The sequence below is a fragment of the Gammaproteobacteria bacterium genome (assembly GCA_028819075.1).
Classification (GTDB): Bacteria; Gemmatimonadota; Gemmatimonadetes; order Longimicrobiales; family Gaopeijiaceae; genus BD2-11.
The window spans coordinates 136018-158260 of sequence record JAPPMM010000040.1; the positions used below are offsets into that span (position 1 = coordinate 136018).

The window sequence follows — 22243 nt, forward strand, 5'->3', positions numbered from 1 at the left end:
TCGGAGTCGACCCCGATCATGACATCAAGCAGCCCACAACCTCACCCCCACGCGACCGCGAACGCGTCCGGCGATCTCCAGATGGAGCCGCCGGAGATGCTCGCGCTGGCCCGCGAGACCGCCGAACTCCTGGTGGAGCGGATCGCAAATCTGCCTTCCGAAGGCGCCTGGGACGGCGAATTCAAGCAGGGACTCGACCACCTGATGGTGGAGCCGCCCGAACATGGCTCTCCGGCAGCGGACGTGCTCCGGCGAGCCACGCGCGACATCCTTCCCCTGACGTTGCGCCTGGACCACCCGCGCTGCTTCGGATTCGTGCCGTCATCACCCACCTGGCCCGGCGTCCTGGCCGATTTCATCGCCGCGGGCTACAACGCCAACACCATCAGTTGGCTGGTCGCGAGCGGCCCCAGCCAGATCGAACTGGTCGTAGTCGACTGGATGCGCCGGTGGCTGGGATATCCCGGGAGCGCCGGAGGGCTCATGACGAGCGGTGGCTCGGCAGCCGCGCTCGACGCCTTCGTCGCCGCCCGCGAAGCGGCAGGAAACCCGGAGCGCGCCGCCGTATACATGAGCGACCAGAGCCACAGCGCACAGATCCGCGCGGCCAGGATCGTCGGCGTTCGGCCCGAGTGCGTGCGGCGGGTGACGAGCGACGCCCACTTTCGACTTGACATGGAGGCGCTGGCGGACGCCGTGGCCGGCGACCGCGCCGCCGGCCTCCATCCCATCGCCGTGTGCGCGAATGCCGGCGCCGGCAGCACGGGTGCCATCGACCCCCTCGAACCGATGGCGGACTACTGCGAGGCCGAGAACATCTGGATGCACGTCGATGCCGCGTACGGCGGATTCGCGGCCATTACCGAGAAGGGCAGGAAGATGCTGAAGGGGATCGAGCGGGCTGACTCGATCGGGCTCGATGCGCACAAGTGGTTCTTCCAGCCGTACGAGGCAGGCTGTCTTCTGGTAAAGAACGCGGAAACCCTCGAACATGCGTTCCGCGTTCCACATGACATGCTGCAGGACTCGGTGTGGGGTGCAAACCACCCGAACTTCTCGGACCGTGGCCTGCAACACAGTCGCCTGTTTCGCGCGCTCAAGATCTGGATGTCGGTCCAGACCTTCGGGATGGCTGCGTTCCGGCGCGCGGTTTCGCTGGGGATGGAGCTGGCCAGCCGGGCGGAGGACTACATCAGCGCGAGCCCGGTCCTGGAAGGGATGACGCGCGCCTCGCTGGGCATCGTGTGCTTCCGGGTCAACCCCGCAGGCGGCGGCCTCGATGAAGCATCCCTGGACGCGATCAACCGCAAAGTACTCTCCCGGGTTTTCTGGGAGGATCGCGCGTTCATGTCGTCGACGCTTGTCGCCCGGCGTTTCGCGCTTCGAATGTGCATCCTCAACCACACGACCACCTGGGACGACGTGCGAGAGACCCTGAAGACCGCCGAGCGGTTCGGGACCGAGGCGCTGGCTTGACCCGGCCCGTCACCCTCTTCACGGGCCAGTGGGCCGACATGCCGCTGGCCGAACTGGCCGCGAAGGCGAGCGGCTGGGGCTACGACGGCCTCGAACTCGCCTGCTGGGGCGACCACTTCGACGTGGTGCGCGCCGCCGCCGACGCCGGCTACTGCGCCGCCCGCCGCGAGCTGCTGAAAGCCCACGGCCTCGGGGTGTGGGCCATCAGCAACCACCTGGTCGGCCAGGCCGTGTGCGACCCGATCGACGACCGCCACCGCGCCATCCTGCCGCCTCACGTGTGGGGCGACGGCGACCCGGAAGGCGTTCGCACCCGCGCCGCCGCAGAGATGAAGGCCACCGCGCGCGCCGCCGCCAACCTGGGCGTCGAGGTCGTGAACGGCTTCACCGGCAGCTCCATATGGCACCTGCTGTATCCGTTTCCGCCCGTCTCCGAAGCCGTCATCGACGCGGGCTTCGCCGACTTCGCCTCTCGCTGGCACCCCGTCCTCGACGCCTTCGACGAAGCGGGCGTCCGTTTCGCGCTCGAGGTGCATCCCACCGAGATCGCCTTCGACATCGCCAGCGCCGAGCGCACAATGGAGGCCATCGACAACCGCGATGCCTTCGGCTTCAACTACGACCCCAGCCATCTCGCCTATCAGGGCATCGACGCGGTTGAGTTCATCCACCGCTTCTCCGACCGCATCTACCACATGCATGTGAAGGACGTGTGGTGGGCCGACCGTCCGATGCCCTCCGGGGTTTTCGGGGGGCACCTGCCCTTCGGACACCGGAACCGCTCCTGGGACTTCCGCTCCCCCGGACGCGGAAAGGTGCCCTTTGAGGACATCGTGCGCGCCCTCGCCCGCATCGGCTACGCCGGACCGCTCTCCGTCGAATGGGAAGACATGGACATGGACCGCGAGCACGGCGCGAAGGAAGCCTGCGCCTTCGTGCGTTCCCTGGACTTTCCGCCTTCGAGCGCCGCTTTCGATGCCGCCTTCGAGCAACGAGAGACCGGCGCGGGCTGACTCACGCCGCATCACTCGGGCGACAAGGGGTTGACGCACCCGCATGGGCCATGATCGTCCGTCAGACGGCCGCCTACAGTCTTTCGGACTCGGGTCGCCCGCGCTTATGTTGCGGCGTCTCTTGTCTTCCGGTCTCCTTCTCGCGGTGGGTCAATGGTCACACGAACGATCACAGCGATACTGGTCGCCTTGGTAGTCACTCCCACGGTCCTGTCGGCCGCGCAGAGCCTCTCCGACGATGAACTCGAGCCTCTCGTGGCCCGTGTGGAAGAGGGCGTACTCGAGCGCGCCAAGCTGGCCCAGGTCATGGTGGACAAGATCTTCTCCTTCTCCGAGCTGGGGCAGCAGGAGATCGAGACCTCGGCCTACGTTACGGGGATCCTGGAGGAGAACGGCTTTACCATCGAGCGCGCACCCTCCGGAATTCCGACCGCCTGGTTCGCGCGCTGGGGAAGCGGCAGGCCGGTCATCTCCTTCGGGTCCGACATCGACGGCATCCCCAAGGCCAACCAGAAGCCCGGCGTGGCGTACCACGACCCGCTGATTCCCGGCGCCCCCGGCCACGGCGAGGGCCACAACTCGGGACAGGCCGTAAACGTGGTGGCGGCGCTCGCGCTCAAGGACGTCATGGAGGCCGAGGGCATCGAGGGCACGCTCGTGCTCTGGCCCGGGGTCGCCGAGGAGCAGCTGGGCTCGAAGGCCTGGTACGTGCGCGACGGCTATCTCGAGGACATCGACATCACCCTCTTCACGCACGTGAGCAGCAACCTGTCGGTGAGCTGGGGCCAGGGCGGCGGGACGGGGCTCGTCTCCGTGGAGTTCACCTTCGCGGGCGAGGCGGCGCACGGCGCCGGCGCTCCCTGGCGGGGCCGCAGCGCGCTGGACGCGGTCGAGCTGATGAACGTCGCCTGGAACTTCCGGCGCGAGCATCTGCGGCCCGACCAGCGCTCCCACTACGTGATCAGCGACGGTGGCGATCAGCCGAACGTCGTGCCGCCGAGCGCCTCGGTATGGTATTTCATCCGCGAGATGGACTACGAGGACATCAAGCGCAACTTCGACACCGCGATCCGCATCGCCGAAGGCGCGGCCATGATGACCGACACCGAAATGTCGTACCGGATCATCGGAACCGCCTGGCCGAGGCACTTCAACAGGGTCGTGGCCGAGACCATGTACGAACACATCGAGGACGTCGGGCTTCCGGAGTGGACCGACGACGACCACGACTTCGCGAGCGCGGTGCAGGAATCGGTGGGAAGCGTCCCGTCGGGGATGCCGATCACCCTGTCGCCCCTGGGTGAGCCGGGGCCGCGCCGGAGCGGCGGATCCGACGATATCGGCGATATCTCGTGGAACGTGCCCACGGTGACCCTGCGCTTCCCGTCCAACGTGCCGGGGCTTCCGGGCCACCACTGGTCGAGCGCCATGGCGATGGCCACCCCGATCGCGCACAAGGGCGCGGTGGCCGGCGCGCGCGTGATGGCCCGCACCGCGCTCCAGCTCTTCGCCCAGCCGGAGCTGGTCGACGAGGCCTGGACCTACTTCCGGGAGGAACAGACGGCGGCCGTGGAGTATATCCCCTTCATCGGCCCCGACGACCCTCCGCCCATCGATCTCAACAAGGAGATCATGGACGCGTATCGTCCGCTCCTCGAGCAGTTCTACTATGACGAAACCCGCTTCGAGACGTATCTTGAGCAGTTGGGGATCACGTATCCCACGCTCTCGCGGCCGGTTTCCCAGGAAGACCGGCAGGACACCCCGGGATCGAACTGAGGACTTTCACAACCGGAGTTTTCCGATGATCGACGCCAGCCGCAGGCTTCTCTCCGCTGCCGCCGCCATGCTGTTTGTGGTGCCCCTTACCGGCGCGGGCGGCCTCCCGGAGGCCGTAGCGGAACCCCCGGTCGATGCAGCCTCCGTTGTTTCCGCCGACGATCCCACCGAGGTGGGCTGGCGCCTTCTGGCCAGCCTCAACTACCGCACCGGCGAGACGGGCGAGGAGCTGGCCGCTCTTTCGGGCAAGCTCGTCAAGATTCCCGGGTTCACGGTGCCGCTCGAGGACTGGGCGTCTTCGGCGACGGAATTCCTCCTCGTGCCCTACGTCGGCGCCTGCATCCACACGCCGCCTCCGCCGCCTAACCAGCTCGTCTACATCCAGATGGATGAAGGAAAGCGCGCGACGATGGACGGGTGGAACCCGGTGTGGGTCGAGGGCGTGCTCGAGATCGAAATGACCGAGAGCGTGTACGGCTACGTCGGCTTCACCATCACCGGCCAGCGCGTCTATCCGTACGGTTCCTGATCCGCGGATGCAGCCAGCTGCTTGCATCAAGCGCGCCCTCGCCTGAGTCGAGGGCGCGCGTTTTTTTGGTGAGACGACGTTCGCAGGGAGACCCCAATAGATGAGCCTCGCGATCGATCTCCGGCGTCTGCGCTTCCGCTACGGTGGAGGTCCCTGGGTGCTGGACATCCCCGAGCTGACTCTCGAACGCGGCGAGCGCGCGTTCCTGTTCGGCCCCAGCGGCAGCGGCAAGACCACGCTGCTCGGGGTGCTGGCGGGGGTCCTGGAAGCGAACGAGGGCGAGGTCAGGGTGCTGGGCGAGGACCTCGCCTCACTCTCGGGCGCACAGCGGGACGCCTTCCGGGCGGAGCACATCGGCTATGTCTTCCAGATGTTCAACCTCATCCCCTACCTGTCGGTGCTCGACAACATCGCGCTCCCCGCGCGGATGGACCCCGCACGCCGGGCCCGGCTGGACGGCGCTGGAGTCAAGGAGACCGCCGCGCTGCTGGCCGATCATCTCCAGATCGGCGATCTGCTGAAGAAGCCGGTTACGGAGCTATCGGTGGGTCAGCAGCAGCGCGTGGCCGCCTGCCGGGCGCTCATCGGCGCCCCGGAGCTCATCGTCGCCGACGAACCCACCTCCTCCCTGGATTTCGACCGCCGTGAGGCCTTCCTCGAACTGCTCTTCCAGGAGTGCGAGCGCGCCGGCGCCACGCTGGTGTTCGTGAGCCACGACCGCACGCTGGAGGGCATGTTCTCCCGCACGATCTCCCTCCCCGACATCAACAGGGCGGTGCTCTGATGCTGGTTTTCGACCTCGCACTCAAGTCGCTCCGCAACCGCGCCTTCAGCACCTCGCTCACGGTGGGCTCCATCGCGCTCAGCGTCGCCCTCCTGATCGGCGTCGAGAACGTGCGCGTGGGCATGCGCGAGAGCTTTTCCAACACCATCAGCCAGACCGATCTGATCGTGGGTACCAAGGGCGGCACGATTCAACTGCTGCTGTATTCGGTCTTCGGCATGGGATCGCCGACCAACAACCTCACCTGGGACACCTACCGCGAGTGGGCCGAGCATCCCGCCATCGAGTGGACCATCCCCTACGGCCTGGGCGACAGCCACAGGGGATTCCGGGTCATCGGCACCAACGAGGACTTCTACCGCCACTACCGGTATCGCGGGGGGCAGGCCATCGCGCTGGCCCAAGGCCGGCCCGGCTCCGGGGTGTTCGATGTAACCCTGGGCGCGGATGTGGCGAGCGAACTGGGCTACGAGCTCGGCGACGAGGTCGCGGTGACCCACGGGATCGGTGAGGTGGGCTTCCTGAACCACGACCAGATGCCGTTCACGGTCGTGGGCATCCTCGACAAGACCTTCACCCCGGTCGACCGCGCGGTCTACGTCACCCTGGAGGGCATCGAGGCCATCCACTTCGGATGGGAGGACGGCGCGCCGCCCATGCCGGGCGAAGAGCAGACGCGCGAGGAAGTGCTCGCGATGGGTGAGATAGAGATCACCCAGGTGACGTCGTTCTTCGTGGGGGCGACGAACCGGAGGGACGTGCTCCGGCTGCAGCGCGAGGTCAACGACTACGAGGGCGAGCCGATGATGGCTGTCATCCCGGGGCTGGCATTGAACGAGATGTGGCAGGGGATCGGCTACGCCGAGACCGGACTCCGGGTGGTGACGATCTTCGTCGTGCTGGTGGGACTGCTGGGCATGCTGGTGTCGCTCTACACGTCGCTCAACGAGCGCAGGCGCGAGATGGCGATCCTGCGGGCCGTCGGAGCCGGACCCAACCGGATCGTCTCGCTGCTGGTGCTCGAATCGGTGTGCCTGGCCGCGGCGGGGGCGATCGGCGGACTGGCGCTGGTGTACGTGCTGCTCTCAGCCGGGCAGCCCATCGTCGAGGCGCAGGTGGGGCTCTTCATCCCGATCCGGCCACCCGGCTCGATCGAGTTGCTCTTCCTCGGCGCCGTGGTGACGGCCGGATTCCTGATGGGCTTCGTGCCCGCTCTCAAGGCCTACCGCACCGCCCTCCACGACGGGCTGGCGGTGCGGGTGTAGGGGGGCTCAGCTCGAAGCCAGCCAGCGGTAGACGGCGCCGACGTTCAGCGGGAACCACTCCTCGTACTGACCCCAGTGGGCGTAGTCGTCCAGGCGCACCTGGGCCATGGCTTCCTCTTCGGACAGGCCGTCGTCGAGCGCTGCCTGGACGGCGTCCCGCAGGTCCGCGTAGTAGGCGAGTTGACGCTCGATGGTGCCCCGGTCCCCCACGGTTCCGTGCCCGAAGACCATGGTCTCGAAGGGGATTTCCATCAGCAGGTCCAGCGCCACGTAGAACTCGTCGAAATACCAGCCCGGGAGGTCACGGAACCCGACTCGGTCGTTGCTGACGAAGTCCACCGCGAAGGCGATGCGCTCCTCGGGGAGAAACGTCACGATCAGGTTGTCGCTGTGGCTCCGCCCCAGATAGTGGAGTTCGATGGCACGGCCGCCGAAGCGGAGCGTCATCTCGTCGGAGAAGGTCAGGTCCGGAGGCGGCAGATCGGGATCGGCGCGCTCCAGGATGATGGGCAGCGCGTTCTCCTGGGCGATGATCGGGACGTCGTCGCCGAACTCGGCCAGGAGCGCGGGTGCCCCGGTGGCGTGGTCGGCGTCGCTGTGGCTGTAGACGATGGCCGCGAGCGGCTTGTCCGGGACCGCGCCGCGAATGGCGCCCGCGAGGCCGGCGGCCGCCTCCATCGAGATGGGGTCGACCGCCACCACGCCGTCGTCGGTGTCGACGAAGAACGCGTTGTGCGTGCCCGCGTTGTACCAGAAGACTCCGTCGGCTACCTGGCTGGTGGCGGGGTCCATGGCGGGAGTCTGTTCGGCTGTGTCGGCACAGGCGCCGAGGGTCAGGACGAAAGTGGCCGCAATCGGAATGGGGGTACGAATGGGACGGGTCATGCGGTCATCCTCCTCCGGGGGCGGGATGGGATCGAGCAGGGCTCCCTCTCGGCAACCGCACTCTGTAATACTCCTGTAATACTCCGCTGCCGATGTCCCACGTGCAACAGGCCGGAGACTCGGCAGCAGTTGCAGCGACCGCGCGTCGTAGCGCTCCATGCGCGGCTGCGTCTGCAATCCCTTTCGACATCCGGTCGGTCTCGACATCTTTGACGTTGATGCCGAACACGCAACGAGTCTCCTTCAAGGAGTGGGCCTTGCCCCCAACGTGTCTTTCGTTCTCCCCCGGCAAGAGGCGGCGAAGCTTTCAGCTTGCGTGCGTCGTGTCGGTGGCTGTTGTCGCAGGCTGCGCAGCGCCGGAATCCACCGTCACCGAGCTCGCCCTGGAGGAAGTGGCCGTTGAGGCGGCGCCCGGAGCGCGCTTCCCGTCGCTTGAGCGCCACGGCGATGCGGTTGTGTTGAGCTGGCTCGAGCCGCACATGGTGGAGGGCGAGGAAGTGTGGGCGCTGAAGGGAGCGCCGTACGAGGACGGCACCCTGGGCAAGCCCTTCGAGGTGACCCGCTCGGGCGGGGGCGCGACCTTCTTCGTGAACTGGGCGGACTTCCCGGTGGTGTGGCCCGTGGGCGACGGGCGGCTGGCGGCGCACTGGCTCCAGCGGGGCGGTCCGGCCACCTACGACTACGGGGTGCGGGTCTCCTTCTCGGAGAACGGCGGGCACTCGTGGAGCGAGCCGTGGACGCCGCACGAGGACGGCACCCCCTCCGAGCACGGGTTCGTGTCGGTGTTCGGGCTCGGGCATGGGGAGGCGGGGATGGTCTGGCTGGACGGCCGGCGCTTCTTCGAGGCCGACGGTTCGCGAGCGGCCAGCCCCCGCATGACGCTGCGGTACCGCACGGCCGGCGCGGACGGGACCAGGACCGCCGAGGTCGAACTGGACGACCGTATCTGCGATTGTTGCCAGACCGACGCGGCGATGACCTCCGAAGGGCCGGTGGTCGTCTACCGCGACCGTACCGAGGAGGAGGTGCGCGACATCTCCGTGGGCCGTTTCGTGGACGGGAAGTGGACGGGCGGCGTCCCCGTGCACGACGACGGCTGGGTGATCCCGGGCTGCCCGGTGAACGGCCCTTCCGTGGCGGCCGCGGGCGATGAGGTCGTGGTGGCGTGGTTCACCGGCGCCGGCAACACGCCCCGGGTGCGGGCGGCCTTCTCCAGCGACGCGGGCGCGAGCTTCGCACCGCCTGTCACCATCGACCTGGGCAACCCGGTGGGGCGCGTCGCGACCGTGATGCCCGAGCCGGGAACGGCGCTGGTCGGCTGGCTGGAAGACGAGCGCCTGTTCGTGCGAGGCATCACGGTGGACGGGAACTTGGGTCCCGCGCGCGAGGTAGCAGCCTCCTCCAACGCTCGCGCGAGCGGCTTCCCGGCCATGCTGGTGGACTCCGCCGACCGGGTCGTCTTCGCGCAGACGGTGGTGGACGAGGGCATTCGCGTCCTGCGGTCGCGAGAACCGTGGACGGACTGGCAGGACTGAGACTGCGCAACTGCGGAACGTCGCGCGCTCAGCCCGACTCCTCCCGGCGACACCCGATCCCGGCCTCGCGCAACCCTGTCCGGAGACCATCATGACCGACCAGCCGTTCGGTTCGGCAGGAAAGTTCTGGCTGCTGTCCCTCGCGTGGCTGCCCGCAGGGATCGTGGCGGTGTCGCTCGCCCGCGGGGTGACCCCTCCGCTCACGCCCGAGACGCTGTTCATGCTCCCCGTCGCGCTGATGTCGCTTGCGGTCACCGCCCCGTGCGGGCTGCCGCTCGCGCTGGCCTTCCGGGGGATCTGGCGGACAGGATCCACACGCGCGGCCTGGAAGACCTTCGCGATCCTCGCGCCCATCACCTCGTTCGCGGCGCTCTTCGCCGGTCTGCTGGGCCCGATCGCGATCGCGATCTACGCCATCGTGCTCAGCGTCCCCGCGTGGATCGTATACGCGGTCGTGCGCCGGAACTCACCGTCATAGGCCCGGCGTCCCCGGGGTCGGCGGGGCTTCGTCACGGGGCGCTTCGATGGTCCCCGTGCAGTAGCTGACGATGACCGGGAGCCCGCGGCACCTGATCGCCTCCGTGCGCTCCCGAGCCTCGCCAGGATCGTAGTATACCGTTGTCGTCCGGCTGTAGCCGAAGGCCGCAGGGAAACGGAAGAAGCCGCTCAGACCGACAAAGAGGTAGAAGAGTACGGCGAGCGCGATCATTCCCTTCTTCTTCATCGGCGATGTCCTCGTCTCAGGGAAAGAGGGACTCATTCGGACCGGACGCTGCCGGGAACACGCGCGGTGGAGCGGCCCGGCTACCGGCCCGCCCAACTCATTACGACGCGCTGCAACTCCGCCAAGTTGGGGGGAATCCGCGTGAAGCGCGAGGGCTTCTTCTCTCCCGCCGCCAGTTGCTCCGGCACGGGTACGGGCCGCCCGATGGCCTCCTCCACGATGTCCTCGAACTTGGCCGGATGAGCCGTGGCCAGCACCACGCCGTGGGCGTCCGAATTGTCGGCGAGGGCCTCTTCCAACGCCAGCCATCCCACGGCGGTATGCGGATCCAGGATGTACCCATGCTCGTCGAAAACCCGTCTCATCGCCTCCCGCGTATCGGCGTCGCTCCAGGCCGAGCCCGACAAACACCCCCGCAGGCGCATCAGGTCGCCATCGAACAGCGCGAGGATGCGCGCCAGATTCGACGGCGCCCCGACATCCATCGCGCTGGATAGCGTGCGGACCGACGCCCGCGGCTCGTAGCAGCCCGTGCGCAGGTACTCGGGCACAACGTCGTTGGCGTTGGTGCCCGTGACGAATCCCGCGACGGGTAGGCCGAGTTCCCGGGCCATGAGCCCGGCCGCCAGGTTGCCGAAGTTGCCCGACGGCACCGAGAAGACCAGCGGCTCGGGCCGGCTCAGCTGCGCCCACGCGTGGAAGTAGTAGAAGATCTGCGGCAGCAGGCGTCCGATATTGATCGAATTCGCGGACGTCAGCGCGAGGGCCTCCCGCGCATCCGGATCGCGGAACATCGCCTTGACGAGCCGCTGACAGTCGTCGAACGCGCCCGCCACCGCCACCGCGAGCACCTGGTCGCCCAGCGTCGTGAACTGCCGCTGCTGCCGCTCGCTCACCTGTCCTTCCGGGAACAGCACCACCACGCGCGTCCGCGGCAGACCCAGGAAGGCGTGCGCGACCGCCCCGCCCGTGTCGCCCGAAGTCGCCACCATGACCGTCAGGGGAGGGCCGGAGCGCTGCAATCTCGACATCAGACAGCCCATGAAGCGCGCGCCCACATCCTTGAATGCGAGCGTGGGGCCCTGGAACAGCTCCAGCACATGCGTGCGCGGGCCCAGCGGAACCAGCGGCAACGGAAAGCCGAGCGCGTCGCGCACCGCGGACTCCAGCACTTCATCCTCCAGTTCATCGCCGAGAAGATGACGCGCCACGGCGAGCCCGCAGCGGATCGCGCCTGCGCCCTTCAGCGCATCGATCTCGCTCGCGGCAAGGGGCGAGAGCCTTTCCGGCATGAAGAGCCCGCCGTCGGGAGCGAGTCCCCGGAACAGCGCTTCGCCGAAGGAGACCGGCGCGGCCTGGCCCGACGTGCTGACGAGCTTCAATCTTCCTCCGGTGAGACGTCCTCGACGCGCACCCCATGCCGGTTGACGGGGGAGGCCCAGGCCTGGCAATCAAGCGCCGCGGTCTCGCCGAAGGCCCGGCGGATGGCCTCGGCGACGTGTTCGGCGGCGTCGCCGCCCCGGCACAGCGCGAAGACCGAGGGCCCGGACCCGGACAGGGAGAAACCGAGGGCGCCGCGAGCCAGCGCCGCTTCCCTGGCCTGGGCGAAACCCGGGATGCGGCCGGCGCGCAACGGCTCCGCCACGACATCCCTGATCGAACGCGCGAGAAGGTCCCAGTCGGAGGCGTAGAGCCCGGCGGTGAAGGCCGCGGTGTTGGCCCACTGCGTGACCGCGGCCTTGAGCGGCACGTGTTCGCCGAGCACGCGGCGGGCGTCCTCCGTGCGGGTCTCCAGGTGCGGGCGCACCACCACCGCCCAGAGTTCCGGTGGGACGGGAAGCTCCACGACCTGCAGCGACCTCCCGGGCAGGACGAGCACGATCCCTCCATAGAGGGCGGGCGCGACGTTGTCGGCGGCTGGCGATCCGGAACCCGCGAGCTCGCCGGCCAGCGCACACTGGAGCAGCTGCCCGCGGGAAAGGCCAGCCCCGATCGCGCGATCCGCCGCCACCGCGCCCGCCACCGCGCTGGAGGCGCTGCCGCCCATGCCTCCGGCGAGCGGAATGCCTTTGTGAAGCTCGATGGCGACTCCGGCTGCGGCGTTCCCGGAGTCCGAGGCCTCGGCCGTTGCGCCGGCTCGTGCCAACCCCAGCACCGCGCGGGCGGCCGCCCCGGCACTGTTGCGGGCAGGGTCCACCGGAATGCGTCGCTCGTCGCCCGTGATGCGCTCGATGATGACCCCGGGCTCCCGCGTTGCGCGCGCCACCACCGCGTCGGACGGCCGCGCGACGGCCATGCCGAAGACATCGAACCCGCACGCGATGTTGCCGATGGTGGCGGGGGCGGAGACGCGCACGGCAGCCGCGCCGCCGGGAGGGTGCGTGCCGGTCATGGTGGCGTTTACTTGAACACGCGGAAGAAGGCCCGGAACACCTTCTGGGCGGTGGGCGTCAGCTTCTGCTTGCGCCAGGCGTTCGCCGCGCGCGCAAAGACGTCGCTGCGCGTGGGATAGGGGTGGATGGTGCTCCCGAGCTTGCCCAGGCCGAGGCCGGCCGTCATCGCCAGCGTGACCTCGCCGATCATGTCCCCCGCCTGCGCGCACACGAGCGTCGCGCCGAGGATGCGGTCGCTGCCCTTCTTCAGATGGACGCGGAAGAAGCCATCTTCCTCACCCTCGAGGATGGCGCGGTCGATGTCGTCGAAGTGGATGGTGATGGTCTCGACGTCGTGGCGCGCGGCGATGGCCTCGTCTCGATGGAGGCCTACATGGGCGACCTCCGGGTCCGTGTAGGTCGCCCACGGGATCACCAGGCGGCTCGCCCGGCCGCGGCCGAAGAAGAGCGCATTCTGCACGGCGATGCGTGCCTGGTGGTCGGCCGCATGGGTGAACTGGTGCTTCGACGCCACGTCGCCCACCGCGTAGATGCCCTTCGCCGTCGTGCGCAGCTGATCGTCGACCTGGATGCCGGTGCGGTCGCATGCCACGCCGGCGGCCTGGAGGCCCATCCCGTCGACGTTGGGTGCACGGCCGGCGGCCACCAGCACCGCCTCGGCTGCGAGTTCCTCCTGATGTCCGCCGTGCTCCACCGCCAGCACGGTGGCGCCGTCCTCGCGGCGCGCTCCGAGCACGGCCGCCGAATTCAGAACGCGCACGCCGTCGGCCTCGATGGCGCGGGTGACGATGGCGGCAGCGTCCCGGTCGTCGCGCGGCAACGGATGCGGGTCTGCGTGCACCACGGTGACCTCGCTGCCGAAGCGCGCGAAGGTCTGCGAGAGCTCCACGCCGATGGGACCGGCACCGATCACGATCACGCGCGGCGGCAGCTCGGTGAGCGAGAAGATGGTCTCGTTGGTGTAGACGTTCGGGCCCTCGAGTCCCGGCACCGGGAGGAGCGCCGCGCGGGCGCCCGTTGCGATGACGGCGCGGCGGAAGTGCAGTTCGTCCCCGTTGACGCGCAGCCGGTCCGGGCCCACGAACTCGCCGTGGCCGAGGAAGACGTCCACCCCCAGCCCGGCGAACCGCGATGCCCCGTCGACCGGGCTGATGCGGGCGCGCAGCCGCCGCATGCGCTCCATCGCGGCGGTGAACTCGCCCGCCGGGCCGTGATCCGTCCCCCGGCCGGCCGCCGATCCGGGGCGGCCGTTGGCGGAGGCCGCGCTCGCCGCATGCACCCGCCGGGCCGAGCTGATCACCGCCTTTGAGGGAACGCACCCGAAGTTGAGGCAGTCGCCGCCCATGAGGTGCCGCTCCACCATGGCGACCTTTGCGCCCAGCCCCGCGCCGATGGCGGCGCTCACCAGCCCCCCCGTCCCCGCCCCTACCACGACCAGGTGGTAGCGGTCGCGGGGTTCGGGGTTGCGCCAGTCGGACGGGTGCACATGGCTCACCAGTTCGCGGTTGTGCACGTCGTCGGGAAGAATCACGACTCTGTCTGCCGACACGATCTATCGCTCCGTTCCTGTTGGTCTCATAGTGGTCAGTCCCCCGTGATCTCTTTCAGCGCGCGTCGCGCGATGCGCGTGACCAGGGTGGTGACCACGATGGTCGCCGCCAGCCCGACCCCGAGCACCGTGTAGTAGCCGGCACCCCGCGCCACCTGCACCCCGCTCGCCAGCGCCGCCACGTCGCCGATCACCTGGCCGTAGTACACGTACAGCAGCGTCCCCGGTATCATCCCCAGCGACGCGATCAGGTAGTCCACGAAGCGCACCCTGGTCAGGCCCAGGGCATAGTTGAGCAGGTTGAAGGGAAAGACCGGCGACAGCCGCAGGAGGACGACGATCTTGCGCCCCTGTTCGCCGATGGCGCGGTCGATGGCGGCGAAACGCGGATAGTCGGCCACCTTGTTCTCGATGGCGGACCGGGCCAGGTAGCGCGCCACCAGAAAGGCGAGCGCGGCACCCGTCGTGGCCCCGACGAACACGATCACCGTTCCGCGCCCGATGCCGAAGATCGCTCCCGCGGCCAAGGTCAGAATCGATCCCGGCGCAAAGGCCACCGTCGCAGCGGCGTAGGCGCACACGAAGACCACCGGACCCCACACCCCCATCTCCTCGATGCGCTCCGCGAGCGCGGGGATGACCCCGGCCAGCTGCCTTCCCGCAAACACCAGCAGCACAACCACCGCCACCGCCACGAGCGCCAGCAGCCACGGTCGCCGCCGCCGCGACTCCCGGGCCTCCGAATTCGCCTCGGTCACCTTGCCTCCTCCTTCATCGGGGCAGCCGTGTCCGCGCCACTTGCCGGATGCGGCCGGCTACGGTATTGAGGTGGTTCGTCCGGACGATCGCCGGCACTCCCCCAGCCATCACAAGGAGAACCAATGAGCCCCGAACGGCGCGCCCGTCATTTCCGCTGGGACGATATGCCAATGGAAGAGGTGAAGGAAGGTCTGGGAAGGCGCGTGGTGACCGGCGAGCGCATGATGCTCGCGCACTGGTACATGGTCAGGGGCACCGTCGTCCCGCTGCACGAGCACGACAACGAGCAGATCGCCCATGTGCTGGATGGCGCGCTCAGGCTCCGGCTCGGCGATGACGAGGGCGAGGAGGTGATCGTTCGCGCCGGCGAAGTTCTCTACATCCCGTCCGGACTGCCGCACAGTGCGCTCGCGCTCGAGGACACGCTTGTGACGGACGTCTTCTGCCCGCCGCGCCAGGACTGGCTGGACGGCACTGACAGCTACCTGCGGTGAGGGCCCCGAGCTCTCCGCGCCAACGGACCGGGCACCGCCCTCGGCACCATCGACCTCCGCTACTTGCCGAAGTCCCGCGGTTACGGTATTGAGAGGGTTCGCCCGGCCCATCTGCCGGTCGTGATCCGGTCCACTACAGCGTTCATGCAACCCACTGCCGAGGAAACCCAATGAGCTCCGAACAGAGCGTACGCCACTTCCGCTGGGACGACATGCCGATCGAACAGGTCAAGGAAGGACTCGGACGGCGCCTGGTGACGGGCGAGCGCATGATGCTCGCGCACATCTATCTCGACAAGGGCTCCGTGGTGCCGCTGCACTCGCACGACAACGAGCAGCTCACCTATGTGCTCGAGGGCGCATTGCATTTCTGGATCGGGGAGGATGAGAGCGAGGAAGTGGTCGTGCGCGCCGGAGAGGTGCTGCACATTCCCTCGTGGGTGCCGCACAAGGCGGTCGCGCTCGAAGACACCCTGGACGTGGATGTCTTCTGCCCGCCCCGGCAGGACTGGCTGGACGGGACCGACGCGTACCTGAGATGAATCACCCCGTCGCGTGAGGTGACATGGACCTCGGGCTGACCGGCAAGGTCGCGCTGGTGGCGGCCTCAAGCCGCGGGCTGGGACGCGCGGTGGCGGAGGAGTTCGCGCGCGAGGGGGCGCGGCTGGTAATGTGCGCCCGGGGTGAAGACGACCTGAACCGTACACGCAACCGCATCGCACGCGACACCGGCTCCCGGCCCGTGGCCGTGGCCGCCGACCTCACCGACCCGGAGGGCGTGCGGCGCGTCACCGACACCGCCGTCGAGGCCTTCGGACAGGTCGACATCCTGGTCACCAACACTGGCGGCCCTCCCTCCGGCCCCTTCGAGGCGCATAGTCCGGAAGCGTGGCGCACCGCCGTCGCCCAGAACCTGGAGAGCGTGCTCAACCTGACCCGCGTCGTCCTTCCGGGCATGCGCGAGCGAGCCTGGGGCCGGATCGTCAACGTCACCTCGATTGCGGTGAAGCAGCCGGTCGACGGGCTCATTCTCTCCAACAGCGTGCGCGCCGCGGTGACCGGCTTCGCCCGCACCCTGGCCAACGAGGTGGCGCGCGACGGCGTCACCGTGAACAACGTGATGCCCGGCTACACCCGCACCGCCCGCCTGGACTGGCTGGCCGGCCAGATCGCCGCGCGCGAGGGCATCGACCGGGAGGCTGCGTTCGACCGCTGGGCCAGCGAGATCCCCGCGGGACGCGTGGGCGCCCCTGCGGAATTTGCAGCGTTGGTTACCTTTCTCGCTTCCGAGCGCGCGAGTTACATCACCGGCACCTCCATCCCGGTTGACGGGGGATGGATCCGCGCCCTGGTATGACGACACCGAGGCCAACCTGATCCCCAAGACCGAGAAACCCGATGGCCCTTGAGCTACAGGAATCCGAATTCATCTGGAAGGACGGAACGTTCATCCGCTGGCAGGACGCCCGGGTGCATCTGCTCTCGCTGGCCGTACAGTTCGGCGTGTCCCTGTTCGAGGGCATCCGCTGCTACGAGTCCGGGGGACGGCGGGCCATTTTCCGCCTGGGCGCGCACATCCGCAGGCTCTACAACTCCTGCATCGTGTATCGCATGGCGCCGGAATACTCGCGGGAGGAGTACGCGCGGGCCTGCGTCGACGCGGTGGCGAAGAACGGCCTGGGCAGCTGCTACATCCGTCCCATGGTGATACGCGGATACGGCGCCGCGGCGCTCGATCCCCGCGCGAGCCCCATCGAGTCGTACGTGGCCTGCTGGCCGCTGGACACCTACCTGGGCGCGGGAGCTCTGGAGAAGGGCGTGGGAGTGAAGGTCTCGTCCTGGCAGCGCGCCGAGCCCAACACCTTCCCGATGCGCGCAAAGGCGGCCGGCCACTACAACGCCGCCATGCTCATGAAGATGGAGGCGCACGCGGACGGTTACGCGGATGCCATCGCGCTCGGCCCCAACGGGCTGGTGAGCGAGGGCAGCGGGCAGAACCTGTTCCTGGTGGTGGACGGCCAGCTCATCACACCCATTCTCGACGGCACCTCCCTCCAGGGCATCACCCGCGACACGGTGCTCAAGCTCGCGGCCGAGATGGGCATCCCGGCGAGCGAGCAACTCGTCGCCCGCGAAACCCTCTACACCTGCGACGAACTCTTCTTCTCGGGCACCGCCACCGAGGTGACCCCCATCACGAGCGTCGACCGCATCCCGGTCGGGTCCGGCAAGGCGGGCGAGGTTACGCTGCAGATCCAGCGGCGCTTCATGGACATCGTCAAGCAGCGGGCGGAAGACCCGTACGGCTGGCTGACGCAGGTGTAAGTCAACAAGGCATGGAGCCTGGCACCAAGGTCGATTTGACCATCAGGACCATAATAGCTATTATGCCCCATGCGAGAAATCACTGCCAAAGAGGCCAAGAACCGGTTCGGCCAACTGCTTCGGTCCGCCCAGCAGGGACCCGTGCGGGTCACCCGGAACGGCACGCCGGTGGGCGTGATGCTGTCGGTGGAGCAGTTCGAACGACTGCGCGGGACTGCCTGGGACCGGTTGGCGGCTGCTATGGACGCCATGAGCCGGGAGGCAGCCGCCAACGGCCTGACGCCAGCGGCGTTGGAGTCCCTGCTCTCCGATGAGAGCTGACAGGGTCGTACTAGATACCAACGTCCTGATCAGCGCCGCCCTCACCCGGACCGGTCCACCTCGCAGGGTCGTCGATCTGGTCAGGGCGGACAACGGGGTCCTTCTCTTCAGCGACGAGACGTTCGCCGAGCTTCGCCGTCGGATCCTCGGCTTGAAGTTCGACCGCTACGTGGGCAAGGAATCCCGGGCAGCCTTCGTCGCGCTGCTGGCCGCGGTTGCGGAATGGGTGCCGATCGCCGGTGCCAGGCTCGGCTGTCGTGACCCCACCGACGACAAGATTCTGGAGACGGCCCTCATGGGTCGCGCCGATCATCTGGTGACGGGAGACGGCGACCTGCTCGCCATGTCGCCGTTCCATGGGATACCGATCATCACACCGGCCCGCTTTCTGGCGCTCCACGCAGAGTAGGCGGGTGACCCTCCACGACCTGGCCGCAGCCGGCAACGCCACATGGAGTAAGCCATGACCAGCTATCGGAACCCGAAGGTGGTCCTCCGCCAGCGACCCGCCACGAACCTCGCGTCGGCCCTCATCCTCGCGGCCGCCGCGGCCGCGGGCATCCCCGCTCAGGCCGGCGCCCAGGAGGCCGATGTCCTCACCATCGACCAGTTGCTTGCCATCGAGTCGGTCGTCTCCGGCTCGCCCGCCTGGTCGCCCGACGGCACGTCGATCCTCTTCCAGTCCTCGCTCTCCGGCGGGCTGGTCACGCTCTCGCCGGATGGCGGATTTCCTACCCGCGTCCCGATCGACATGGGCAGCTCGGGCCACTTCCTGGCCTCCCAGATGCCCGGCTGGTCACCGCAGGGCAACTGGATCTCGTACGTGTCGGACAAGGGCGGCTCGCCGGAGATCTGGATCTGGTCCACCCGCGACGGCAGCGAGATCCGGCTGACAAACCTGGGAGGGCGAATCAACTCGATGACCTGGTCGCCCGACGAGCGCTCGATCGCCTTCGCCGGCGACCGCTACGGCAACTACGACATCTGGACGGTCGATGTCGCAACCCGGCGCGTCGGGCGCATCAGCAGCGAGAAGAATTACGAGGTCTTCCCCACCTGGACCCCGGACTCCCGGCGCATCCTGTACGTGCGCCTCGACGACGCCTGGGAGGATCACGACGTGATCGCGGTCACTCCGGACGGATCGGGCGCGCGCACCGTGCTTCGGGACCGGGATTTCTTCGACTACGGCGCCGGCAGCACCTTCGGCTATCCGCAGGTCTCGCCCGATGGCGGCCAGGTTCTCTTCCGCTCTCATCGCAGCGGCTGGATCAACTACTGGATCGCACCGATCGAGGGCGGTGAGCCCCGTCCGGTTGCGGCCGCGGACGCCGACCAGGGCGGCGCGGTCTGGTCGCCCGACGGCCGCTCGATCGCCTACATCGAGAACCACAACGGTCACCACGACCTGCGCGTGGTCTCCTCCGGCGGCGGCAAGCTCCGCGTGCTGGCCTCACCCGACGGCGGGGTGGCGTCGAGTCCCTCGTGGTCGCCCGACAGCCGCTCGATCGCCTACCTGAAGGCCGATCTGGTCACTCCGCAGGATCTGCACGTGGTCTCCGTGGAGAGCGGCGAGAGCCGCCAGCTCACCTTCTCCATGCCCGCCGGGAACCTTGCCGACCGTCTGGTCCTGCCGGAGAAGGTCCACTACCCCAGCACCGACGGATACTCGATCCCGGCCTACCTGTACCGCCCGGTGGGAGTCCCCGCCGGCGGACGCGCACCCGGCATTCTGTGGATCCACGGCGGCCCCACCTCGCAGTTCAACGACACCTTCCAGCAGCACGTGCAGTTCTTCGCGCAGCGCGGATACGCGGTGCTGCTGCCCAACATCCGGGGCAGTTCAGGCTACGGGAAGGACTTCGCCGACGCGAACAACGGCTGCTGGGGCCACTGCGACCTCGAAGACGTGCTCGCGGGCGCCGACTTCCTGAAGGCGCAGCCCGGGATCGACCCCGACCGGATCGGCCTCACCGGTACCAGCTACGGCGGCATCATGGGAATGTACGCCGCGGCCTTCGCCCCGGACGCCTTCCGCGCGATCGTCCCCGGCTCGGGCTACTCGGACTGGGTACACTTCTACCGCAGCGAGAACGAACTGCGGCACGTCCAGCTCCTCGAGCACGAACTCGGCCCCTTCGAAACGAGCCAGGACGTGTGGCGCAACAGCTCGGCGATCTACGAGATCGACAAGGTGTCCACACCGATCTTCCTGGTGCACGGCGAGGGACGGTACCCCGGCTCCGACCAGTCCGAGATCTTCGCGCGGGCGCTCGAGAACCACTACAAGCCCTTCGAGTACACGACCTACCCGAACGAGAACTACTATGTCCGCGGCAAGGCCAACCGGCGCCAGTTGCTGCTCGACATGCTGGACTTCTTCGGTCGGTTCCTGAAGGACGAGATGGTCGACGCGGGTGAGCGCATGAAGTGAAGGCGCACCTCATCCCTGGCGGCTGAGAACCGTTGACGTCCGACGTATTGTCGACTACCCTTGTCTACGAAGGATTTCGTGGTACAGCAAGGGAACCAGTAATGAATCGAGAGCGATTGGCCCGCGCCAGGAGACCCCGGCACACGCCCGCCGCGTGGTCATGCAGTGTACTGTTGCTCCTTGGCGCCTGCGGAGACGGCGGCGAACGCATTCCTTCCCCGGCCCAATTCACCGACTCGGCGGGCGTCGCCATCGTCACCAACCCGTCCGGCGGTGCCATCTACGCTACCATCGCACCTGAACCGGTCCTCTCCATCGGCGCCATCGACGGCCCCGCGGAAGTGCTCTTCGGGCGCATTGCCTCGGTCGCGGTCGACGGGGCGGGCAATCTGATCGTCGCCGATGCGCAGATGGACGAGATTCGCATCTTCGACGGGAGCGGCACCCACCTCCAGACCATCGGGGGCCCGGGAGAGGGGCCGGGCGAATTCCGGGCGCTCGCGGGAGCCTGGCCCACGGCGGGGGGCGCCATCGTCGCGGCGGACCAGCGGCTCGACCGCATCACCCGCTTCGGTCCGGACGGCGAGCTGCTGGCCACCGCTACCTTCCAGGGCCCGGGCGAGCAGCCCGTGATCCGCCCGATCCGCGTGGCGGGACCGGGCCTTTTCCTCAGCCGGGTGGAATCCCTGAGCCTCCCCTCGCTGGAGGGAGCCTTCAGCCTGGAAGACGCCCTCGAATCGATCTCGGACCCTTCCGGGAGCAGATCCGAGTACCTGGTCCGGCACGACCTGGAGGGCACCCTGATCGACACGATCACGGCGGTGCCTGGGCAGGCTACCCAGACTTCCGCACAGGGCAGCGGAACCAATCTGTCGATCCAGATTCTGCGGCTGCCCTTCTCGTCCGCTGCCGCCGCCACCGCCTCCGCGGAAGGGCGCATGGCCGTGACCACGGGCCGATCCTACGAGTACTCCACCTACAGCCCCACGGGCACTCTGGAGCGCATCGTGCGCCTCACCGAAGAGCCGCCCCTGCGAACCGACGCACACCTCGAAGCATGGGTTCGGGGTTCAACCGGCGGCCGCGAGCCGATGGACGACACCCAGGTGGAGGCAGCCCTGCGCCGCTTTCGGGAGATGCCCCTTCCCGACCGGCTCCCCGCCTGGAACTCGCTGGTCATCGCCGACGGAGGCGAGATCTGGGCGCGCCGCTTCGCGATCAGGGGCGCCGAGACGGTCGTCCGCGATGTGTTCGCCGCCGACGGTCGCTTCCTGGGCCAGGTGGTGGGCCCCGCCGGGCTTCGCATCCAGCACATTGTCGGTGGCAGGCTGACCGTCATATCCACCGACGATCTTGGCGTCGAGCGCGTGGAGGTGTACGAGCTGCAGATGCCCTGAGGTTCGCTGCAGCCGCCACCATATCGGAGATAAGCGAGCCCGGTCGCGCAGCTCGTCGACCATCGGCGCTACTTGAGCTGCTTGGGTCGCACGTAGTACTCCAGGGTTCCGCTCGCGCCCGGGAGATCGGCCCACTTGTCGATCTTGAACGAGAGGACGGCCAGCGCGCCGGTGGGATACTTGCGCCGCATGCGCGCGATCTTCTTCTCGTTGCCGAAAACGGAATAGCGCCAGGCGAATTCGGCGATGCCCGGATTGTGCCCGACCACCGCCACCGTGTTCGCCTCGTCGTCCTGTTTGACCAGCTGCTTCAGGATCGCCTGCATGGACGCGTGGTAGAGGGCCCGCCGGTGCACGACCGGCACCTCGCCCAGCTCCGGCACCATGCGCTCCCAGGTCTCCGAGGTGCGGCGGGCCGCCGAGCACAGCACCCGGTCGGGAACCAGATCGTGGTCACGGATCCAGGCTGCGACGCGGGGTGCGGCCGCGCGGCCGCGTGGGGCGAGCGGCCGGTCGAAATCCGCAAGAGTGTAGTCCTTCCAGTCGGACTTGGCGTGGCGGAGCAGAAGGATCCTCTTCAA

At 68.3% G+C, this 22243-nt stretch carries 23 protein-coding genes; 16 read left to right on the top strand and 7 right to left on the bottom strand.

Translation table 11 applies throughout. The features are described 5' to 3' along the window. Positions 1-18: 18 nt before the first annotated feature. From OXU32_09875 to OXU32_09900, 6 genes are all read left to right on the top strand, one after another. On the top strand, positions 19-1476 hold the full coding sequence (locus OXU32_09875) for an aminotransferase class I/II-fold pyridoxal phosphate-dependent enzyme (GenBank protein ID MDE0074255.1): 1458 nt from the start codon (positions 19-21) through the stop codon (positions 1474-1476). Next, positions 1473-2489: a sugar phosphate isomerase/epimerase gene (locus tag OXU32_09880; protein ID MDE0074256.1), complete on the top strand. Its 1017-nt coding sequence runs from the start codon at positions 1473-1475 to the stop codon at positions 2487-2489. Before OXU32_09875 ends, OXU32_09880 begins: the two co-directional genes overlap by 4 nt. Before the next feature lie 153 nt (positions 2490-2642). Next, complete coding sequence (locus OXU32_09885) at positions 2643-4268, top strand: amidohydrolase (protein MDE0074257.1); 1626 nt, start codon at positions 2643-2645, stop codon at positions 4266-4268. A gap of 25 nt (positions 4269-4293) precedes the next feature. Next, positions 4294-4797 carry a DUF3299 domain-containing protein gene (locus OXU32_09890; protein MDE0074258.1) on the top strand — a complete coding sequence of 168 codons (504 nt, stop codon included), beginning with the start codon at positions 4294-4296 and terminating at the stop codon, positions 4795-4797. 100 nt (positions 4798-4897) lie between these two features. Continuing rightward, positions 4898-5581 (top strand): ABC transporter ATP-binding protein, encoded by a 684-nt coding sequence (locus OXU32_09895; GenBank protein MDE0074259.1) that lies wholly within the window; start codon positions 4898-4900, stop codon positions 5579-5581. After that, on the top strand, positions 5581-6846 hold the full coding sequence (locus OXU32_09900; protein MDE0074260.1) for an ABC transporter permease: 1266 nt from the start codon (positions 5581-5583) through the stop codon (positions 6844-6846). The genes OXU32_09895 and OXU32_09900 overlap by 1 nt, the downstream gene beginning before the upstream one ends. A gap of 6 nt (positions 6847-6852) precedes the next feature. On the opposite strand, the gene OXU32_09905 is transcribed toward OXU32_09900, so the two are convergent. Next, positions 6853-7731 (bottom strand): MBL fold metallo-hydrolase, encoded by an 879-nt coding sequence (locus OXU32_09905; GenBank protein ID MDE0074261.1) that lies wholly within the window; start codon positions 7729-7731, stop codon positions 6853-6855. A 257-nt stretch (positions 7732-7988) separates the two neighbouring features. Here OXU32_09905 and OXU32_09910 point away from each other — a divergent pair, with 257 nt between their 5' ends. Together OXU32_09910 and OXU32_09915 are read left to right on the top strand one after the other, a co-directional pair. Continuing rightward, positions 7989-9266: an exo-alpha-sialidase gene (locus OXU32_09910; GenBank protein ID MDE0074262.1), complete on the top strand. Its 1278-nt coding sequence runs from the start codon at positions 7989-7991 to the stop codon at positions 9264-9266. Between the two features lie 91 nt (positions 9267-9357). After that, on the top strand, positions 9358-9744 hold the full coding sequence (locus tag OXU32_09915; GenBank protein MDE0074263.1) for a hypothetical protein: 387 nt from the start codon (positions 9358-9360) through the stop codon (positions 9742-9744). Here OXU32_09915 and OXU32_09920 read toward each other — a convergent pair. The 5 genes from OXU32_09920 to OXU32_09940 form a co-directional block, all read right to left on the bottom strand. Next, a complete protein-coding gene (locus OXU32_09920; GenBank protein MDE0074264.1) occupies positions 9739-9990 on the bottom strand; it encodes a hypothetical protein in 252 nt (83 codons plus the stop codon). The two genes, OXU32_09915 and OXU32_09920, sit on opposite strands and share 6 nt — an antisense overlap. An 80-nt stretch (positions 9991-10070) precedes the next feature. Further along, positions 10071-11372, bottom strand: a complete 1302-nt coding sequence (gene thrC, locus OXU32_09925; GenBank protein ID MDE0074265.1) for a threonine synthase — start codon at positions 11370-11372, stop codon at positions 10071-10073. Continuing rightward, positions 11369-12382 (bottom strand): homoserine kinase, encoded by a 1014-nt coding sequence (locus OXU32_09930; GenBank protein ID MDE0074266.1) that lies wholly within the window; start codon positions 12380-12382, stop codon positions 11369-11371. The genes thrC and OXU32_09930 overlap by 4 nt, the downstream gene beginning before the upstream one ends. A gap of 8 nt (positions 12383-12390) precedes the next feature. Further along, positions 12391-13932 carry a mercuric reductase gene (locus tag OXU32_09935; GenBank protein MDE0074267.1) on the bottom strand — a complete coding sequence of 514 codons (1542 nt, stop codon included), beginning with the start codon at positions 13930-13932 and terminating at the stop codon, positions 12391-12393. Between the two features lie 35 nt (positions 13933-13967). Beyond that, entirely contained in the window at positions 13968-14690 is a 723-nt protein-coding gene (locus OXU32_09940) for a TVP38/TMEM64 family protein (GenBank protein MDE0074268.1), read from the bottom strand. 123 nt (positions 14691-14813) lie between these two features. Between OXU32_09940 and OXU32_09945 the strand changes: the two genes are divergently transcribed. The 8 genes from OXU32_09945 to OXU32_09980 all read left to right on the top strand — a co-directional run bounded on the left by OXU32_09945 (position 14814) and on the right by OXU32_09980 (position 21662). Next, a complete protein-coding gene (locus OXU32_09945; protein ID MDE0074269.1) occupies positions 14814-15185 on the top strand; it encodes a cupin domain-containing protein in 372 nt (123 codons plus the stop codon). Between the two features lie 170 nt (positions 15186-15355). Continuing rightward, positions 15356-15727 carry a cupin domain-containing protein gene (locus OXU32_09950; GenBank protein ID MDE0074270.1) on the top strand — a complete coding sequence of 124 codons (372 nt, stop codon included), beginning with the start codon at positions 15356-15358 and terminating at the stop codon, positions 15725-15727. 23 nt (positions 15728-15750) lie between these two features. Continuing rightward, on the top strand, positions 15751-16542 hold the full coding sequence (locus OXU32_09955; GenBank protein ID MDE0074271.1) for an SDR family oxidoreductase: 792 nt from the start codon (positions 15751-15753) through the stop codon (positions 16540-16542). 41 nt (positions 16543-16583) lie between these two features. Next, a complete protein-coding gene (locus OXU32_09960; protein MDE0074272.1) occupies positions 16584-17510 on the top strand; it encodes a branched-chain amino acid transaminase in 927 nt (308 codons plus the stop codon). Between the two features lie 69 nt (positions 17511-17579). Next, the gene (locus OXU32_09965; GenBank protein MDE0074273.1) at positions 17580-17831 is read left to right on the top strand and encodes a type II toxin-antitoxin system Phd/YefM family antitoxin; all 252 of its coding nucleotides are present in this window, start codon (positions 17580-17582) and stop codon (positions 17829-17831) included. Continuing rightward, on the top strand, positions 17821-18240 hold the full coding sequence (locus tag OXU32_09970) for a putative toxin-antitoxin system toxin component, PIN family (protein MDE0074274.1): 420 nt from the start codon (positions 17821-17823) through the stop codon (positions 18238-18240). The genes OXU32_09965 and OXU32_09970 overlap by 11 nt, the downstream gene beginning before the upstream one ends. A 54-nt stretch (positions 18241-18294) precedes the next feature. Further along, on the top strand, positions 18295-20265 hold the full coding sequence (locus OXU32_09975; protein MDE0074275.1) for a S9 family peptidase: 1971 nt from the start codon (positions 18295-18297) through the stop codon (positions 20263-20265). A gap of 173 nt (positions 20266-20438) precedes the next feature. After that, complete coding sequence (locus OXU32_09980) at positions 20439-21662, top strand: 6-bladed beta-propeller (protein ID MDE0074276.1); 1224 nt, start codon at positions 20439-20441, stop codon at positions 21660-21662. A gap of 68 nt (positions 21663-21730) precedes the next feature. On the opposite strand, the gene OXU32_09985 is transcribed toward OXU32_09980, so the two are convergent. After that, positions 21731-22243, bottom strand: coding sequence for a histidine phosphatase family protein (locus tag OXU32_09985; protein ID MDE0074277.1), 513 nt, complete (start codon positions 22241-22243; stop codon positions 21731-21733).

What these genes read in the sequence shown, in the direction of transcription:
- OXU32_09900 (MDE0074260.1), top strand. Translation starts at nt 5,581, where the DNA reads ATGCTGGTTTTCGACCTCGCACTCAAGTCGCTCCGCAACCGCGCCTTC.
- OXU32_09895 (MDE0074259.1), top strand. Translation starts at nt 4,898, where the DNA reads ATGAGCCTCGCGATCGATCTCCGGCGTCTGCGCTTCCGCTACGGTGGA.
- OXU32_09950 (MDE0074270.1), top strand. Translation starts at nt 15,356, where the DNA reads ATGAGCTCCGAACAGAGCGTACGCCACTTCCGCTGGGACGACATGCCG.
- OXU32_09920 (MDE0074264.1), bottom strand. Translation starts at nt 9,990, where the DNA reads ATGAAGAAGAAGGGAATGATCGCGCTCGCCGTACTCTTCTACCTCTTT.
- OXU32_09890 (MDE0074258.1), top strand. Translation starts at nt 4,294, where the DNA reads ATGATCGACGCCAGCCGCAGGCTTCTCTCCGCTGCCGCCGCCATGCTG.
- OXU32_09965 (MDE0074273.1), top strand. Translation starts at nt 17,580, where the DNA reads ATGCGAGAAATCACTGCCAAAGAGGCCAAGAACCGGTTCGGCCAACTG.
- OXU32_09905 (MDE0074261.1), bottom strand. Translation starts at nt 7,731, where the DNA reads ATGACCCGTCCCATTCGTACCCCCATTCCGATTGCGGCCACTTTCGTC.
- OXU32_09960 (MDE0074272.1), top strand. Translation starts at nt 16,584, where the DNA reads ATGGCCCTTGAGCTACAGGAATCCGAATTCATCTGGAAGGACGGAACG.
- OXU32_09885 (MDE0074257.1), top strand. Translation starts at nt 2,643, where the DNA reads ATGGTCACACGAACGATCACAGCGATACTGGTCGCCTTGGTAGTCACT.
- OXU32_09955 (MDE0074271.1), top strand. Translation starts at nt 15,751, where the DNA reads ATGGACCTCGGGCTGACCGGCAAGGTCGCGCTGGTGGCGGCCTCAAGC.
- OXU32_09975 (MDE0074275.1), top strand. Translation starts at nt 18,295, where the DNA reads ATGACCAGCTATCGGAACCCGAAGGTGGTCCTCCGCCAGCGACCCGCC.
- OXU32_09915 (MDE0074263.1), top strand. Translation starts at nt 9,358, where the DNA reads ATGACCGACCAGCCGTTCGGTTCGGCAGGAAAGTTCTGGCTGCTGTCC.
- OXU32_09875 (MDE0074255.1), top strand. Translation starts at nt 19, where the DNA reads ATGACATCAAGCAGCCCACAACCTCACCCCCACGCGACCGCGAACGCG.
- OXU32_09930 (MDE0074266.1), bottom strand. Translation starts at nt 12,382, where the DNA reads ATGACCGGCACGCACCCTCCCGGCGGCGCGGCTGCCGTGCGCGTCTCC.
- OXU32_09970 (MDE0074274.1), top strand. Translation starts at nt 17,821, where the DNA reads ATGAGAGCTGACAGGGTCGTACTAGATACCAACGTCCTGATCAGCGCC.
- OXU32_09945 (MDE0074269.1), top strand. Translation starts at nt 14,814, where the DNA reads ATGAGCCCCGAACGGCGCGCCCGTCATTTCCGCTGGGACGATATGCCA.